Annotated in this window: 17 protein-coding genes; 13 read left to right on the top strand and 4 right to left on the bottom strand. The window is 32.5% G+C overall.

Annotated elements, in window-relative coordinates:
* Positions 1–3 precede the first annotated feature (3 nt).
* The 7 genes from RWQ74_RS07585 to RWQ74_RS07555 all read left to right on the top strand — a co-directional run bounded on the left by RWQ74_RS07585 (position 4) and on the right by RWQ74_RS07555 (position 6,034).
* Positions 4–930, top strand: coding sequence for a peptidase U32 family protein (locus RWQ74_RS07585; RefSeq protein ID WP_314397685.1), 927 nt, complete (start codon positions 4–6; stop codon positions 928–930).
* Between the two features lie 96 nt (positions 931–1,026).
* On the top strand, positions 1,027–2,298 hold the full coding sequence (locus RWQ74_RS07580) for a U32 family peptidase (RefSeq protein ID WP_299322549.1): 1,272 nt from the start codon (positions 1,027–1,029) through the stop codon (positions 2,296–2,298).
* The gene (gene udk, locus RWQ74_RS07575; RefSeq protein WP_314397684.1) at positions 2,298–2,924 is read left to right on the top strand and encodes a uridine kinase; all 627 of its coding nucleotides are present in this window, start codon (positions 2,298–2,300) and stop codon (positions 2,922–2,924) included. Before RWQ74_RS07580 ends, udk begins: the two co-directional genes overlap by 1 nt.
* Positions 2,925–2,972: 48 nt before the next feature.
* Positions 2,973–3,461, top strand: coding sequence for a transcription elongation factor GreA (gene greA, locus RWQ74_RS07570; protein WP_314397683.1), 489 nt, complete (start codon positions 2,973–2,975; stop codon positions 3,459–3,461).
* 4 nt (positions 3,462–3,465) lie between these two features.
* The gene (gene mtnN / locus RWQ74_RS07565) at positions 3,466–4,149 is read left to right on the top strand and encodes a 5'-methylthioadenosine/S-adenosylhomocysteine nucleosidase (protein WP_314397682.1); all 684 of its coding nucleotides are present in this window, start codon (positions 3,466–3,468) and stop codon (positions 4,147–4,149) included.
* Between the two features lie 323 nt (positions 4,150–4,472).
* A complete protein-coding gene (locus RWQ74_RS07560) occupies positions 4,473–5,438 on the top strand; it encodes a lysylphosphatidylglycerol synthase domain-containing protein (RefSeq protein ID WP_314397681.1) in 966 nt (321 codons plus the stop codon).
* Positions 5,435–6,034, top strand: a complete 600-nt coding sequence (locus RWQ74_RS07555) for a glycerol-3-phosphate acyltransferase (RefSeq protein WP_314397679.1) — start codon at positions 5,435–5,437, stop codon at positions 6,032–6,034. Before RWQ74_RS07560 ends, RWQ74_RS07555 begins: the two co-directional genes overlap by 4 nt.
* Before the next feature lie 19 nt (positions 6,035–6,053).
* Here RWQ74_RS07555 and RWQ74_RS07550 read toward each other — a convergent pair whose 3' ends face one another.
* The gene (locus RWQ74_RS07550; RefSeq protein ID WP_314397678.1) at positions 6,054–6,446 is read right to left on the bottom strand and encodes a hypothetical protein; all 393 of its coding nucleotides are present in this window, start codon (positions 6,444–6,446) and stop codon (positions 6,054–6,056) included.
* A gap of 556 nt (positions 6,447–7,002) precedes the next feature.
* On the opposite strand from RWQ74_RS07550, the gene RWQ74_RS07545 reads away from it, so the two are divergent.
* Positions 7,003–7,194: a hypothetical protein gene (locus RWQ74_RS07545; RefSeq protein WP_314397676.1), complete on the top strand. Its 192-nt coding sequence runs from the start codon at positions 7,003–7,005 to the stop codon at positions 7,192–7,194.
* Positions 7,195–7,255: 61 nt separating this feature from the next.
* On the opposite strand, the gene RWQ74_RS07540 is transcribed toward RWQ74_RS07545, so the two are convergent.
* The gene (locus RWQ74_RS07540) at positions 7,256–8,908 is read right to left on the bottom strand and encodes a lactate permease LctP family transporter (protein ID WP_314397675.1); all 1,653 of its coding nucleotides are present in this window, start codon (positions 8,906–8,908) and stop codon (positions 7,256–7,258) included.
* A 567-nt stretch (positions 8,909–9,475) separates the two neighbouring features.
* Between RWQ74_RS07540 and RWQ74_RS07535 the strand changes: the two genes are divergently transcribed.
* The 4 genes from RWQ74_RS07535 to lpdA are packed head-to-tail and all read left to right on the top strand — an operon-like array spanning position 9,476 to position 14,736.
* The gene (locus RWQ74_RS07535; protein ID WP_314397674.1) at positions 9,476–10,456 is read left to right on the top strand and encodes a thiamine pyrophosphate-dependent dehydrogenase E1 component subunit alpha; all 981 of its coding nucleotides are present in this window, start codon (positions 9,476–9,478) and stop codon (positions 10,454–10,456) included.
* Between the two features lie 55 nt (positions 10,457–10,511).
* A complete protein-coding gene (locus tag RWQ74_RS07530; RefSeq protein WP_314397673.1) occupies positions 10,512–11,504 on the top strand; it encodes an alpha-ketoacid dehydrogenase subunit beta in 993 nt (330 codons plus the stop codon).
* A 31-nt stretch (positions 11,505–11,535) separates the two neighbouring features.
* Positions 11,536–12,933, top strand: a complete 1,398-nt coding sequence (locus tag RWQ74_RS07525) for a dihydrolipoamide acetyltransferase (protein WP_314397672.1) — start codon at positions 11,536–11,538, stop codon at positions 12,931–12,933.
* Between the two features lie 54 nt (positions 12,934–12,987).
* A complete protein-coding gene (gene lpdA / locus RWQ74_RS07520; RefSeq protein ID WP_314397671.1) occupies positions 12,988–14,736 on the top strand; it encodes a dihydrolipoyl dehydrogenase in 1,749 nt (582 codons plus the stop codon).
* 92 nt (positions 14,737–14,828) lie between these two features.
* Here the strand turns inward: lpdA and RWQ74_RS07515 are convergent, their stop codons facing one another.
* Positions 14,829–15,365: a GNAT family protein gene (locus RWQ74_RS07515; RefSeq protein WP_314397669.1), complete on the bottom strand. Its 537-nt coding sequence runs from the start codon at positions 15,363–15,365 to the stop codon at positions 14,829–14,831.
* Positions 15,366–15,492: 127 nt separating this feature from the next.
* Between RWQ74_RS07515 and psiE the strand changes: the two genes are divergently transcribed.
* Positions 15,493–15,894: a phosphate-starvation-inducible protein PsiE gene (gene psiE, locus RWQ74_RS07510; protein ID WP_314397668.1), complete on the top strand. Its 402-nt coding sequence runs from the start codon at positions 15,493–15,495 to the stop codon at positions 15,892–15,894.
* 40 nt (positions 15,895–15,934) lie between these two features.
* Here psiE and RWQ74_RS07505 read toward each other — a convergent pair.
* Positions 15,935–16,203 (bottom strand): DNA/RNA non-specific endonuclease (locus RWQ74_RS07505; RefSeq protein ID WP_314397667.1); only part of this gene is annotated, 269 nt, incomplete at its 5' end.

Genomic DNA, 16,203 nt, shown 5'->3' with positions numbered 1-16,203 from the left:
AAAATGACAGTAGAGTTAGTTGTAACACCGAAAAGTATTGATCATATTTATGAACTGATAAATGTAGGAGCTGATAGTTTCGTTATTGGTGAAGAAAAATATGGATTACGTCTTGCTGGTGAGTTTAAGAGAGACGAATTAAAAAAAGCTATTGAGATTATACACCAAGCAGGTAAAAAAGCATATGTTAGTGTAAATGCAATATTCCATAATGAGCATATAGATGACCTAGTTGATTATTTACATTATTTATCAACACTAAATGTAGATGCTCTAATATATGGAGAACCAACAATTATAACAATTTTAAGAGAAGAAAATCTTGATTTTAAACTTCAATGGGATCCGCATACTTTAGCTACGAATTCTTTCTCATGTAATTATTGGGGGAAACGTGGAGCATATAGAACGTGTCTATCAAAAGAATTAACTATTGATGAAATTCTTGAAATTACTGGAAAAAGTGAATATGAGATTGAAGTACAAGTTCAAGGGATGCTTTGTATGTTCCAATCTGTAAGAAAACTGGTGGATAACTATTTTATGTATAGTGGTAAAGAAAAGTATATTGAAGAATATAGTAATTCTAAGAAACTATTCCTATACAGTCAAGATAGAAATGAACGCTATCCAATTTTTGAGGATTCGAATGGGACACACATCATGAGTGCAAATGATATCTGTGCGATAGAGGAATTAGATCGTCTAATCGAAGCAGGGGTAACTGCATTTAAGATTGAAGGTGTTTTAAAAGATGGAGATTACATCACAGAGGTTGTAACTATTTATCGTGATGCTATTGATCTTTATTATGAAGATAAAGAGGCATACGAAGATGAAAAACAAGATTTCTATAACGATATAGAAAGAATTAAACCAAAATACAGAGAAGTAGACTTAGGGTTCTTCTATAAGAAAACTATGTACTAGTATATTCTTGAATTTTATAAAAGGGTAAGGTTTCCTATATAAAACCTAATAAAAAAGACAAGGAGGATGGGTCATACTTGAATGTGACCTTAACTTATGGCGATACCAAATATTTCAGAAATTAGAGACGGTAAGAGAGTAATAACGAAAAAACCAGAATTACTGCTTCCAGCAGGGAATTTAGAAAAATTAAAAATAGCTATTCATTACGGAGCAGATGCTGTGTTCTTAGGAGGGCAGGAGTTTGGGCTTCGTAGTAATGCGGACAACTTTACAATTGAAGAGATTAAAGAAGGTTGTGAATTTGCAGCAAAATATGGAGCTGATATTTATGTTACAGCGAACATTATTGCACACGATGAGAATTTTGAAGGATTAGATGAATTCTTAATGGCACTTCAAGATGCAGGAGTAAGAGGAATTATCGTAGCGGATCCATATATCATTGAAAGATGTAAAACTGTAGCTCCAAAAGTAGAGGTACATATCAGTACACAACAATCAATCTCAAACTATAAGGAAGTTAGATATTGGGAAAGCGAAGGAGTGCACCGCGTAGTATTAGCTCGTGAAACAGGATATGAAGAAATTAAAGAAATTCGTGAAAAAACAGATGTTGAGATTGAGATGTTTGTTCATGGTGCAATGTGTATAGCATATTCTGGACGTTGTACATTAAGTAATTACATGACAGCTCGTGATAGTAACCGTGGAGGTTGTTGTCAATCGTGTCGTTGGAATTATGATCTTTATGAAGAAGGAACTGATGAAGATACTAAATTATTCGATGAAGGTGCAAATCCTTATGCGATGAGCCCTAAAGATTTAACATTAATTGAAGCAGTACCAGAAATTATTGAATTAGGTATTGATTCACTGAAAGTTGAAGGACGTATGAAATCTATTCACTATGTAGCAACAGTTGCAAGTGTATATAGAAAACTAATTGATGATTATTGTGCTGATCCAGATAACTTCGAAATGACACCAGAATATAAATTAGAATTATATAAATGTGCTAACCGTGATACTGCAATGTCATTCTTCTATGAAATACCTAAGTATTCTGAACAAATGTTTGGAAATGAAGGTGGGAAGAAAACTAACTATGATTTCGTAGGACAAGTACTTCATTATGATGAAGAAACTCAAATTGCAACAATTCAACAACGTAATTTCTTTAAAACAGGTCAAGAAGTTGAGTTTTTTGGACCAGAGATCGATACATTTAGACAAGTTATCGGAGAAATTTATGATGAAGATGGTGAATTACTAGATGCAGCAAGACATCCACTTCAAATTATTAGAACAAAATTAGACTCTAGAGTATTTAAAAGCAATATGATGCGAAAGGAAATGGGACGCTAATGGCTACAAAACGACCAAAAATTATCGGTATTGTTGGAGGAAGCGGTAGTGGTAAAACAACCGTTACAAAAAGAATTATAGACGAGTTAACTCAAGATAAAGTGGCTTTAATAGAGCAAGACTATTATTATAAAGATCAAAGCCATATGACAATGGATGAGAGAGTTAAAACGAATTACGATCATCCAAGTGCTTTTGATAATGAGTTACTTTACAATCATTTATTAGAGTTAATCGATGGAAAAGCTGTTGAATTACCTGTATATGATTATGTAAATCATACTCGTAGTAAAGAACAAAAACATCAAGAACCTAAAGATGTAATTATTATTGAGGGGATGTTTGGTCTTTATTCAGAAAAACTACGTGAACTAATGGATATTAAAATTTTCGTTGATACACCAAGCGATCTGCGTATTTTAAGAAGACTACTACGTGATATTAATGAGCGTGGAAGAACTGTAGAATCAGTAATTAATCAGTATTTAGTGTCAGTTAGACCAATGCATGAAAAATATATTAAACCGACTAAGCAATATGCGGATATTATTGTTCCTGATGGCGGATATAACGATATAGCGATTGATATTTTAATAACAAAAATCAAATCGCTACTAGCAAAATAATAAAAAAAACGATATAATATAGAGTAGACTAAAAAAAGGAGTATCACTATGGCTTTAGAAGAAAAATTAGAATATCAAATGACCCAAGAAGGTTATGACAAACTTGTTGAAGAATTAGAACATTATAAAAAAGTAAAACGTCCAGAAGTAATTGAAAAAATTAAAATTGCACGTAGTTTCGGGGACTTATCTGAGAACTCTGAGTACGATGCAGCAAAAGATGAGCAAGGACATATCGAACGTAAAATTCTAGAAATGGAACAAATGATTCGTTATGCTGTTATTATTGAATTAGATGACAAATCAAGTTTAATTCGTCTTGGTAATACTGTAACTTATCAAGAATTACCAGATGGTTTAACAGAAACATACAAAATTGTAGGTAGTGCAGAAGCTAACCCATTTGAATTTAAGATTTCAAATGAATCTCCTGTAGCACAAGCTTTATTAGGAAAAGAAGTAGGAGATGTTGTAAAAGTTTCGTTACCAACAGGTCCAGAAGATTCAATGGACATTAAAATTTTAGCGGTAGAATAGTATTATGATAGCATTAATCGGTGCAATGCCAGAAGAAGTGGCTATAATAAAAGAAAAAATAGAAAATTTACAAGAGAAAAAAATAGCACATGTAACGTTTTATGAAGGTAAATATGAAGAGCGCGATATTGTTCTTATGTTAAGTTTACCAGGGAAGGTGAATGCTGCTATTGCTACAACTCTATTATTAGATCACTATAAACCAGAATATGTGATTAATATTGGTACATGTGGTGCCTTACAAGGTGATATGGAAATTGGGGACATGATCGTTGCTACAGAAGTTAGACATTTTGATGTTGATGCAACAGAGTTTGGCTATGAAATTGGTCAAGTACCGCAAATGCCAGCAGCGTATAAGAATGATGAAGAATTGCAAAAACTAGCTTCAGAGATAAGTTTACCAGACCATAATATTCATTTTGGTTTAGTGGGTACATCAGACTCATTTATCTCTAATAAAGAGTTGAAAAAAGGAATATTGAAAAACTTTCCTGATATGCAAGTAGTTGAAATGGAAGCGGCAGCGATTGCACAAACTTGTTACCAATTTGGAACAAAATTTATAGTTTGCCGTAGTGTAAGTGATAAAGCAGAAGAAGGAACTCGAGTTACTTTTGATGAATTCTTACAAATAGCTGCAGTAAACTCATCTGTATTAACTACTGAGCTAATAAAAAAACTATAAAATTAATTATTAAATCAGCAAAGGAAGGCAGAAGCTTTTCTTTGCTGTAATATTTGGGAGTGACTCGAAAAATCGTGATTTAGAAGAAATCATTTTATTGAGTCACACTCACAAATGTTTATCTGATAGCTAAAAAGCTTTTATGAAGAAAAATTAGATATCCATAAACGACTATGACTATGAATTCTTACATGAAAATTTTTAAAATTTAGGACTTTTGGATCAACCCCATATTGTTAAAAGTTTATGTAATTAATTGTATTGAAAAAAATGTTATAAAATGTTAAGATAGAGTAGATAAATATTATTTAAGGAAAAGAAAAATGAAAAATATTACAGAAAGAAGATCTTTCAATTATTTGAAGAACATGATTCAGATAAGTTTAGGATTATTGATATTTTATTTAATTTTTTCCTATTTTAAAAAAGAGATTGTTAGTCTAGATTTTAAAAAAATACATTATCTTACCCTAGCTATAGGTGAGATCAAGTTTTTAGTAGTGTTATTATTTGGTTTGTTAGGTATAAGTATTTTATGCTTATATGACTATTTCGTGCTAAAAGCCATTAATTTAACAAAAAATATGTCTTCATTCCGTATTTTTAAAATTAGTTTTATGACTAACACATTAAATATGGTCTTAGGTTTTGGTGGCTTTATTGGTGCCGGACTTAGATATTATATGTATAAACCATATACAAAAAATGGAAAAACATTGGTTACTGCAATAGGGATGATTCTTATTTCTATGCTTTCTGGAATCAGTCTATTGTCAATTTTTGTAGTACTAAATGTCTTTCCAGGACAAGCGTTATATGCTAATAATAAAATCTTTTATTATTCATTAATATTGATGTCTTTATTTTTACCATTGTATCTATTTTTTAATTTGAGAAAACCAAGAATTAGAACGGATAGATACTTAAGTGTTAAATTGACTGTGATTTCTTTTTTAGAATGGGTATTTGCAGCCCTTATTATTCTTATGATTCTTTATTTTTATACGGGAGATTTAGTAGCAGATAAGGAATTACAGATTATGGGAGTCATAATAGTAGCTTCAATAGTTGGACTACTGACTATGATTCCGGGAGGACTAGGTACATTTGATACTTTGGTTCTTATAGGGCTTAAAAACTTAGGGATAAATCCAGAAATTATAGGTGCAACAATTGTAATATATAGATTATCATATTATGTTGTTCCGTTCTCTATTGGATGTTTCATGTTCCTAAGTGAGGGGATTAGAATGATAAAAGATAAATTTAAGAGAGGAGAAAAGTTATGATTACAACGGTAATTTATGCGATAGTTGCCTATTTTATTGGAAATGTAATGGGTGGAAAATTATTAGAGAAGATTTATAAAGAAGAATTTACTAATAAAGGCTCTGGCAACGTTGGGGCAAGAAATGCAGGGCGAGTTTTAGGTCCGAGATCATTTTTATTTGTTTTAGCGGTAGATTTTTTCAAAGGATTTTTTGTAGTTATATTATTGAAAATATTAGATGTTGATCCAAAAATTATATATGTTTGTATAGTATTAGTGTTATTAGGTCATATAAAACCTATTATCTTTAAGTTTAAAGGTGGTAAAGGGGTTGCGACATTCTTTGGTTGTTTAGCAGCATTATCATTAAATTTATTCTTAATCTTAATACTTTGTACATTAGTTATAGCTATTATTGTAAAAAGTTTAACAATTGGATTTTACTCTAGTCTTCCATTTGTAACGTATATAAACTATGTAGAAAATCCATCATTCATAATACTAGGAATTTTTATACTAGCAGTTTTATTAATAAGTGTAGTAGCTGTAAAAGATATAGAAGATTCATTTAATAAATATTTTAGTACAAGAAAAATTAAGAAATCAGTTCGATAGTGAGCTGATTTCTTTTTTGTTATTTAGAATTGTTTTTTCGTAGTTCTTTTCTCATAAGTAGAGTACGTTTGATATGAATTACTCCAGTTAATAGCAGTAAAGCTACAGAAATTGCACATGCAATATAGGTATATTCTACTCTTTTAATTTTACTGACAAAGCCAAGTGAAGATGTTGAGTATAGTGTTAGTACTGCTACAGTGTACATAGTAAATTCATACTTTAATAGATTCAAAACTTTATTTGTTTTTATTAATAATTTATTTTTTTCTTGATAATATCTTACAAAGATCACATAGACACATATCGGAATAGTTAAGTAGAAATAGATGATGTTTCTTGTATAAAAAAATGTCGAAATCAGTATGATTAAAATAGGAAAAGTGATAATTAAGTATTTGTTATATTTCATATAAAACCCTCCTTTTTTATATGAAAAGTAATATATAAAAAAATACAAAAGTAGAATTAACTAAGTTTTAAGTTCTTTATTTCAGTTTCATTATAACATAAAAAAATACAAGTAGGATAATATTATATATCATATTTTTATATAATTTTATTCTAAGAGAGATTTTCTTTTATAGCTGATGAAATAGTTATTAGTGAATAATTTATAAAATGGGAGTGACTCAAAAATCGTGATTTCAAAGAAATCGATTTTGTCGAGTCACACTCGCACAGTTTATTAGATATCTAAAAAGCTTTTATAAAGCTAATTTAGATATCAATAAACCACTGCGTCTATGAATTTTTATGTGAACTTTGTTAAATTTTAGGACTTTTGGGTCAGCCTCAAAGTAGTATTTCTACCTATATTTAATTTCAATTCAAATCCAATTTCATTACGATTTAAGAATTTGTAAATCGTAATAGTTACTTAAGACGAGAATCTATTGACTTGTTATATAAAACATATTAAAATTTAACTATAGAATAATTAATTAAATAATACGGAGGCGATTAATATGAGCAAATGTGAATGTGAACACCACTGTCATTGTCATGATGCAGTAGAAGATTGTAAATGTGGAAACTGTGTTGAAGGAACATGTGAGTGTAAAGAAGGTTGTGCATGTGGGTGCCATAACGCAAAAGAAGATTGTGAATGTGGAAACTGCAAAACTGGAGATTGTCACTGCGATAAACACGTTGCATAATTATTTTTCATAATAAAAAAGAGATTTGGAATTATACCAAATCTCTTTTTTTATCTAATAATTATCTAAGTGTAATTAGAAGGTTTAATACTCCTGCAAGAACAAGAAGTATGACACTCCATTTAATTGTTTTAGCAAAGATTTCGCTATCTTTGTTAACTAGACCAACGGCTGCTGCTGCAACTGCGATAGATTGAGGAGAAATCATTTTAGCGATGGCTCCACCCATGATGTTAGCAGCTACAAGTAATGAAGGATCAATTCCAATTTGAGATGCAGTTACTGATTGTAATCCAGCGAATAATGCTCCACTATTAACAACAGATCCTGTTAAGAACACCCCGATCCATCCTAAGATTGGAGAGAATAATGGGAAGATTTTACCAGTGTTAGCAAATGCTAATCCTAATGTTGATGACATTCCTGAATATGTTGAAATGTAAGCAAATGCAAGTACTGAACAGATTGTTAAGATTGGTCCCCATAATTCAACAGCAGTTTCTCTAATAGTAGAAATAACGATACGGCTGTTAACTCTAAAAATAATAATTGTTAGGATTCCTGCAAGTAAAATCGCTGTTGTAGTTGAAGTAAATGGAGCAAAACTAAATACTGCTTTAATTGGAGTAGGTTGTTTTGCGATAGGAGCAACACGTGCAACTGTACCATCAATGTAGTATGGGAAGTTGAAAATTAGTGAGTTTAAAGCTCCTGCTGCTTGACCTGTTTTAGGATTTGCAGCTTGGATTAATTGTTTGAAGAATCCAGTGTTTAGTAAAGTAATGAATAGAGTTAAAAGAATGAACGGTGTCCATGCTCTAACAACTTCTTTACCAGTTAGAACTTCTTTATCATTAGCAACTTCTTTAGTTCCAGCAGTAAGTTGTTGTTTTGGTTGCCAGAATCTTAAGAATATGATTAAGGCAAGTAAACTCACAATAGCTGAAGAAACGTTAACAAGTTCTGGCCCTACGAAGTTTAAGAAGATGAATTGAGTAATAGCAAATCCACCACCAGAAACTAAAATTGCAGGGAATGTTTCTTTGATACCTTTGAAACCATCTACCATAAATACGATAAGGAATGCAATAATAACAGTAACAAGACATAAGATTAATGATGTGTTTTTACCAAGAGTTAATGCATCTAGATCTGTTAAAGTAGCTGGAACTGTTACTGGGATACCCATTGCTCCATATGCACCACCAGCGATGTTAGCAACTAAACAAATTGCAGCAGATTGTAATGGTTTGAAACCTAAACCTACTAAAATTGCAGCTGTAATAGCAACTGGAGCACCAAATCCTGCAGCACCTTCTAAGAAAGCGTTGAATGAGAATGCAATTAAAAGAACTTGAATTCTTTTATCTGGTGAAATAGATGAGATACTTTGTTTCATTACATCGAAGAGTCCCATTTTAACTGTTAATTTGTATAAGAAGATTGCAGCAAGTACAATACTAGCAACAGGCCATAAACCTGAAACGATACCTTGTTCTGCAGCTCCAGCAATTTTATCTACAGGCATCTTATAACATACAGCAGCTACGATTGCTGCACTAAGAATACTTAAACCTCCGGCTGTATAACCTTTTAGTTTAAAAACTACTAATGAAATTAAAAATATGACTATAGGAAGAGCAGCTACACCAGCAGATAACCAAATATTACCCATTGGATTATACTGTTGTTCCCAAATAGTATTAAGAATCATTATAATTCCTCCTAAAATTGAAAATTTGTATAAAATAAATTATAAATAAAAAACTGTACTAATGCAAGCTATTTGCTCGAATTTTTTAAATTATTTTAAATGTAAGTGGTTAACATAGTAGTAAAAAATTGATTAATTAAGTTTGATTTCCTATAAGATATCCCATTTATTTAAGCTAAAGTAAACGTTTTACAGAGTGATAGTATTATGCTGTATAAAAATATTAATAAAACAAATATATTATTGAAAGATGATATGGGAATCTAAATGCTTACTAATTATTCAATAGCTGTATTTATAGAATTTCTATTTACATTCAATATGAACTAAGATAAGAAATACAGATAGAATATAGTTGCGATAAATGTAGTTATTTACCTGTACAAGTACAGGTAAAAATTATGTCAACAAAAATCATAGAAATATTACCGAGATAAATATTATTACTTAATTGAGTTTATAGATTTGACATTTTTCTCAAAAAATAGTATATTAATAGTGTAATATATGATTAATAAATAATTTATATACATTTAATAAATATATATACAAACTTTGGAGGTTATTATGGTAAAAACATCAAAAGATTTAACTAAACAAGAGCATTTAGAAATGTACGAACTAATGCAGCTTATTAGAGATTTTGATATGGAGTTGAGTAAACTATACTCTCGTGGTTTAGTTCACGGTATGACTCACTATTCAGTAGGAGAAGAAGCAGCAAACGTTGGTGCTATTTATCCGTTAAGAAAAGAAGACTTAATGTTTTCTAATCACCGTGGTCACGGTCAAACAATTGCAAAAGGAATTGAAATTGATCGTATGATGGCTGAAATCTTAGGTAAAGAAACAGGTCAATGTAAAGGTCGTGGGGGAAGTATGCACATTTACGACCTAGAACACGGAAACATGGGATGTAACGGTATCGTTGGAGGAGGACACGGTTTAAGTACAGGTGCCGCTTTAGCTCAAAAAATGAAAAAAACAGGTAACATTGTTATTTGTTGTATGGGTGACGGAGCTACTAACGAAGGAAGTTTCCACGAATGTTTAAACATGGCATCTAACTGGGATTTACCACTTATTTTCTACGTAATTAACAATAAATATGGTATCTCAATGGCGCAAGAAAGATGTATGCGTGTTAAAGAAATTACTGAACGTGCAGCTTCATACAGAATCAAAGGTATTCACGTAGCTGATGGAAATGACGTTTTAGCTGTATATGATGCAATGCAAGAAGCTATCGAACACACTAGAAGTGGCAAAGGTCCTGTTTTAGTAGAAGCAGTATCATACAGATGGTTCGGACACTCTGCATCAGACGCTGGTAAATATCGTAGTCGTGAAGAAGTAGCTGAATGGAAACTTAAAGATCCTAACGTAAAATATAAAAATTACTTATTAGAAAATGGAATTGCTACAGAAGAAGAATTAAAAGAAATCGAAGATAGATCAAAAGCTACTATCGATGACGCTGTAGAATTTGCTAAAGAATCACCATTTGCTGATGGTGCAATTGCATTCCAAGATAACTACGCTGACTAATATTTTAGTTTTGAATAATTTAAATAATATTTTATAATATAGGAGATTAATAGTTATGACTAAAGAAACAAAAATTATGACGGTTCGTGAAGCCATAAAAGAAGCTATGACTCACGAAATGCGTGAAGATGAAAATGTATTTTTAATGGGTGAAGATGTTGGTATCTTCGGAGGAGACTTCGGTACTACAGTTGGTATGTTAGAAGAATTTGGACCTGAACGTATTATTGATACGCCAATCAGTGAAGCTGCAATCTGTGGTTCTGCTGCTGGTGCTGCATCAGTAGGTATGCGTCCAATCGTTGACGTAACATTTATGGACTTCGTAACAATTGGTATGGATGCAATCGTTAACCAAGCAGCACCAATGCGTTATATGCTTGGAGGAGATGTTCAAGTACCTGTTACATATCGTTGTGCATCAGGATCTGGTACTGGAGCTGCAGCTCAACACTGTAAAGCGTTAGAAGCATGGTTCTGTCACATTCCTGGTCTTAAAGTAGTAGCACCAGGAACAGCTGGAGACGTATATTCAATCTTAAGAGCTGCAATCAGAGATAATAACCCAGTTATCTACATTGAACCAAAAGCGTTATTCGGACGTAAAGGTGAAGTAGAAGTAGGTAAAATTGGTGTAATCGGTAAAGGTGATATTAAAGTTGAAGGTACTGATGTAACATTAGTTTGTTGGGGAAGATTATTAGAACGTAGCTTAAAAGCTGCTGAAGAACTTAAAGAAGAAGGAATTTCAGTAGAAGTTCTTGACCCAATTACTTTAGTGCCATTAGACACAGAATTAATTGTTGAATCAGTTAAGAAAACTGGAAAACTAGTGATTTGTCACGACTCATTCAAAACTGGTGGATTTGGAGGAGAAATCGCAGCACGTATCGCAGAAAGTGATGCATTTGATTTCTTAGATAGCCCAATTTACCGTGTTGCTGGTGCTGACACACACATTCCATCAGCTAAAAACTTAGAAAAATTAGTAGTACCTGATGTAGAAGACATCAAAGAAACTATTAGAAAAGCTGTAAACAAAAAATAAAAATTTAGTTAGTGAAGGATGTGAATAGAATATGGCAGTAGAGGTAATAATGCCAAAAGCCGGTAGTGAAATGGAAGAAGGCGAAATCGTACAATGGTTTAAGCAAGAAGGTGACGAAGTAAAAGAAGGTGATATTTTACTTGAAATCGTAACAGATAAAGTAAATATGGAAGTAGAAGCTGAGGCAAGCGGAACTTTATTAAAAATTGTTCACCCAGCTGGATCAGTTGTACCAGTAGTTCAAACTATCGCATGGATTGGACAACCTGGAGAAGCTGTACCTGGAGCTGGATCAGGACCTGCGGCTGCAGCAGCACCAGCTGAAGAAGCTGTTGTTGAAGCTAAAGTTGAAGCAGCTCCTGCTCAAGAAGTAGAAGTGTTCGACAACTCTGGACTTCGTGCTACACCAGCAGCTAGAGCGTATGCTCGTGAAAATGGAATCGACTTATCTCAAGTAAAAGGTACTGGAGCTAAAGGTCGTGTTCATAAAGAAGATGTAGTTGATTATAAACTAAATGCAAAAGCTAAAATGTCTCCACTTGCTGCACGTATTGCAGAAGTTGAAGGAATTAATACTGATGGTATTGTTGGAACAGGACCTAAAGGTAAGATTATGAAAGAAGACGTTCTTGCTGTTCTAAATGGAGCTGCAAGTGAAGCTGCTGCAAGTGCTGAAGTTGCTGCACCAGCAAGCGCTAAATCTGCTAAAGCACCAAATGAAAATCAATGGGGTGTTGTTGAAACTGTACCAATGTCACCAATGCGTAAAGTTATTTCTAAACGTATGAGTGAATCTTACTTCAGTGCACCAACATTTGTAGTAAATGTTGAAGTTGATATGACTGAATTACTAGCATTACGTAAAAAAGTTGTTGATGCAATCATTGAAGAAACAGGTAAAAAAGCAACAGTTACAGACTTTATTTCATTAGCGGTAATTAAATCATTAATGAAACACCCATATGTAAATGCTTCTTTATCAGGTGATGAAAAAGAAATGTACTTACACCACTATGTAAACTTATCAATCGCTGTTGGTATGGATAGTGGATTAGTAGTACCTGTAATTAAAGGTGCTGATAAGATGAGCCTTAAAGAACTTGTAGTAGCTTCTAAAGAAATTACAACAAAAGCTCTTGCTGGTAAATTAAAACCAGATGAAATGGCAGATTCTACGTTTACAATTAGTAACTTAGGTATGTATGGAGTTAAAAGCTTTGTACCAATCATTAACCAACCAAATACAGCTATTTTAGGTGTAAGTGCTACTGTACCAAAACCAGTAGTATTTAATGGTGAGGTTACTGTGAGACCTATCATGACATTAACATTAACAGCGGACCACCGTGTTGTTGACGGATTAGAAGGAGCTAAATTCATGAAGACTCTGAAAGAAGCTATCGAAAATCCATTATCATTACTAATCTAATAATGATATAATATTTATGAAAACAAGATAAAGTATACAAGGAGTGATTAAGACATGGCAGTTGAAGTTATAATGCCAAAAGCCGGAAGCGAAATGGAAGAAGGCGAAATCGTACAATGGTTTAAGCAAGAAGGTGACGAAGTAAAAGAAGGTGAAATTCTACTTGAAATCGTAACTGACAAAGTAAATATGGAAGTTGAAGCTGAAGCAAGCGGAACTTTATTAAAAATCGTACACCCAGCTGGATCAGTTGTGCCAGTAGTTCAAACTATCGCATGGATTGGACAACCTGGAGAAGCAGTTCCTGGAGGAGACAGTGCTACTGCAGCAGCTCAAGAAATCGTTAAAGAAGTTGCAGCAGATGTTAAAGTACCTGAAACTAAAGCAGGAGAAGTAGCACCTAAACGTGAACGTCGTGGAGAATATGACGTAGTAGTTGTTGGTGGAGGACCTGCTGGATATGTATCAGCTATTAAAGCCGCTCAACTAGGTGGTAAAGTTGCATTGGTAGAAAACCGTGAATTAGGTGGAACATGTCTAAATCGTGGATGTATTCCAACAAAAACATTCCTACACAATGCTGAAATTATCAACCACATCCGTTCTGCTAAAGACCGTGGTATTAAACTTGTAAATGATGCATTCTCAGTTGACATGGAACAAACTGTAGCAGTTAAGAATAAAATTTCTAAAACTCTATCAGGAGGAATTGCAGGATTACTTAAATCTTACGGTGTTAAAGTATTTAATGGTGTAGGACAATTAACAGCTGACAAGAAAGTTACTGTTGATGGTAAAGAAACAATTGATGCTGACAGCGTAATCTTAGCTGGTGGATCAAAAGTAAGTAGAATTAACATTCCAGGAATGGATAGTGATAAAGTTCTTACAAGTGATGAATTCCTAGATATCACTGAAGTACCATCTCGTTTAGCAGTTATTGGTGGTGGAGTTATCGGATCTGAATTAGGTCAAGCATTCTCTACTTTTGGATCTGAAGTAACTATCGTTGAAATGGCTGATCGTTTAATTGCTGGAATGGATAAAGATGCATCTGCAGCATTAGAAAAACAATTCAAAAAACAAGGTATTAAAGTTCTTACATCAACTAAATTATTAGAAATCGTTGACAAAGGTCAAGAAGTAGTAGTTAAAGTTGAAGGAAAAGAAGATATCGTTGCGGATAAAGTATTATTATCTATCGGACGTGTTCCAGATAACACATGTCTTGGAGAATTAGCTGATCAATTCGAAATGGAACGTGGTCGTGTTAAAGTTAACGAGTACATGGAAACATCTGTTGAAGGTGTTTACGCTCCTGGTGATATTAACGGAACTAAGATGTTAGCTCATGCAGCATTCAAGATGGGAGAAGTTGCAGCAGAAAACGCAATGGGTCACCACAAAAAAGTTGATCTTAAAGCTACTCCAGCAGCAATTTACACTCATCCAGAAATCGCAATGGTTGGTTTAACTGAAGAACAAGCTCGTGAAAAATATGATGTTAAAGTTGGTAAATTCAACTTTGCAGCTAACGGACGTTCATTAGCATCTAACCAAGGTGAAGGATTCGTTAAAGTGATTATGGATACTAAATACAGAGAAATCTTAGGTATCCACATTGTAGGACCAGTTGCAGCTGAGTTAATCAACGAAGGATCTACTCTAATACAAACAGAGATGACAATTGATGATGTTATGGATATTATCCATGGTCACCCAACATTCTCTGAAGCTTTATATGAAGCTATGACTGACTGTGTTGACTTATGTCTACATGCACCTAAGAAAAAAACTAAATAATAGTTTGTAAAGAAAAAGATGGCTAGCAAATTGCTAGTCATCTTTTTTGGTTCTTTATCAAATTCGGGCATCGAGAAAAAGGTTTTACGAAATCACGATTTTGAGTCACTTCCAAACTCTTCTCGCAATATTCCATACTTTACAGAATCGTAATAAACACCATTGTAATATCTAACTTTTCTAATTCTTGCTTCACAAAGAAGTCCTAGTTTTTCTGCAAGTTTCATCATTCTTGTGTTTCCACTCCAAGTAGTTAGACCAATATGTTGTATTTCAGGAAATCTATTAAAACATATCTCAATCCACTTATATAAAGCAGTATATCCTATTCCTTTTGCCCAGATATTCTGATCATATATTACAATTCCAATTTCTAACCAACGAGTAGCTAAGCTCTCCCAATAATAGGTAACAATGCCGATTGGTTTATCATTAAAAAATATTCCTAAGGCATATTCGCTTAGAAAAAATTCATGATGATTTTTTAGTAAGAATGTTTCTAAATCTATATATTTATATTCATTAAAGTATGGGGCATTATATTTACTCCATTCAGGATTTTCTGATGAATAAATTATATTATATAAATCCTTTAAATGTTTTTCTTTAATCTTTTTTAGTGTAATCATATGTATCTCCTTTTCTTTATTATACCATATTAGTTGTTTAAAATATTATTGTCATAGTTGAATTCATTAGAATATTAAATTTTATTATGATATAATGGTTCTTGTATAAAAATTAAAGAGGTGAAAAATGGAGAAATTTAGTAAAATAATATCGGATATTTTTCTTTGGATAATGAATATAGGATTGTTAATTATAGGGATTTTCTTATCATTTGGATTAATAATGGAAGCAAAAGAAATATATCATGAAGGTGTGAAATTTTTAACTAATCAAGGTAATTATCAATATTTTGTTGAAGGAATATTAGTATTCTTCTTGTATTTTGAGTTTGTAGCACTGATTGTGAAATATTTTAAAAATAATTATCATTTTCCACTACGATACTTTATTTATATCGGAATAACAGCGATTATTAGGTTGATTATAGTACAACATGATGATCCTAAGAGTGTTCTAATTTGGGCTGGGGCAATTTTATTACTTGTAATTAGCTTAGCAATTGCTGAAAAATACATAAAAAAAGATTAATAAAAGACTTCGAACTTATTTTAGGTTCGAAGTCTTAGCTTTATTTTACAGTATATTTACCTGTTTTATAGTCGATTATAACACCTTTTTGGAAGTTTGGTAAGAATACATTGTATTTGACACTCTTACCATTATCTTCAACTGACATTGCTTCCATGACAACGCCTTGAGCAACTAGGTCATCTCCTTTAAAAACAGGAGTTACACGATAACGTACGTGTTTTTTAGTTTTCTTAACATAATCAGCAACTTCGTTTTCAAAAGGAATCATATTAAGATTCATAAATCTTGTTCCTGTCATAAGGTTTT

The organism is uncultured Gemella sp., from assembly GCF_963525165.1.
GTDB lineage: Bacteria > Bacillota > Bacilli > Staphylococcales > Gemellaceae > Gemella.
This window is presented reverse-complemented; position numbering and strand designations above follow the sequence as displayed.

What these genes read in the sequence shown, in the direction of transcription:
- RWQ74_RS07540 (WP_314397675.1), bottom strand. Translation starts at nt 8,908, where the DNA reads ATGATTCTTAATACTATTTGGGAACAACAGTATAATCCAATGGGTAAT.
- RWQ74_RS07550 (WP_314397678.1), bottom strand. Translation starts at nt 6,446, where the DNA reads ATGAAATATAACAAATACTTAATTATCACTTTTCCTATTTTAATCATA.
- udk (WP_314397684.1), top strand. Translation starts at nt 2,298, where the DNA reads ATGGCTACAAAACGACCAAAAATTATCGGTATTGTTGGAGGAAGCGGT.
- psiE (WP_314397668.1), top strand. Translation starts at nt 15,493, where the DNA reads ATGGAGAAATTTAGTAAAATAATATCGGATATTTTTCTTTGGATAATG.
- RWQ74_RS07560 (WP_314397681.1), top strand. Translation starts at nt 4,473, where the DNA reads ATGAAAAATATTACAGAAAGAAGATCTTTCAATTATTTGAAGAACATG.
- RWQ74_RS07555 (WP_314397679.1), top strand. Translation starts at nt 5,435, where the DNA reads ATGATTACAACGGTAATTTATGCGATAGTTGCCTATTTTATTGGAAAT.
- RWQ74_RS07530 (WP_314397673.1), top strand. Translation starts at nt 10,512, where the DNA reads ATGACTAAAGAAACAAAAATTATGACGGTTCGTGAAGCCATAAAAGAA.
- mtnN (WP_314397682.1), top strand. Translation starts at nt 3,466, where the DNA reads ATGATAGCATTAATCGGTGCAATGCCAGAAGAAGTGGCTATAATAAAA.
- RWQ74_RS07585 (WP_314397685.1), top strand. Translation starts at nt 4, where the DNA reads ATGACAGTAGAGTTAGTTGTAACACCGAAAAGTATTGATCATATTTAT.
- greA (WP_314397683.1), top strand. Translation starts at nt 2,973, where the DNA reads ATGGCTTTAGAAGAAAAATTAGAATATCAAATGACCCAAGAAGGTTAT.
- RWQ74_RS07580 (WP_299322549.1), top strand. Translation starts at nt 1,027, where the DNA reads ATGGCGATACCAAATATTTCAGAAATTAGAGACGGTAAGAGAGTAATA.
- lpdA (WP_314397671.1), top strand. Translation starts at nt 12,988, where the DNA reads ATGGCAGTTGAAGTTATAATGCCAAAAGCCGGAAGCGAAATGGAAGAA.
- RWQ74_RS07535 (WP_314397674.1), top strand. Translation starts at nt 9,476, where the DNA reads ATGGTAAAAACATCAAAAGATTTAACTAAACAAGAGCATTTAGAAATG.
- RWQ74_RS07525 (WP_314397672.1), top strand. Translation starts at nt 11,536, where the DNA reads ATGGCAGTAGAGGTAATAATGCCAAAAGCCGGTAGTGAAATGGAAGAA.
- RWQ74_RS07515 (WP_314397669.1), bottom strand. Translation starts at nt 15,365, where the DNA reads ATGATTACACTAAAAAAGATTAAAGAAAAACATTTAAAGGATTTATAT.
- RWQ74_RS07545 (WP_314397676.1), top strand. Translation starts at nt 7,003, where the DNA reads ATGAGCAAATGTGAATGTGAACACCACTGTCATTGTCATGATGCAGTA.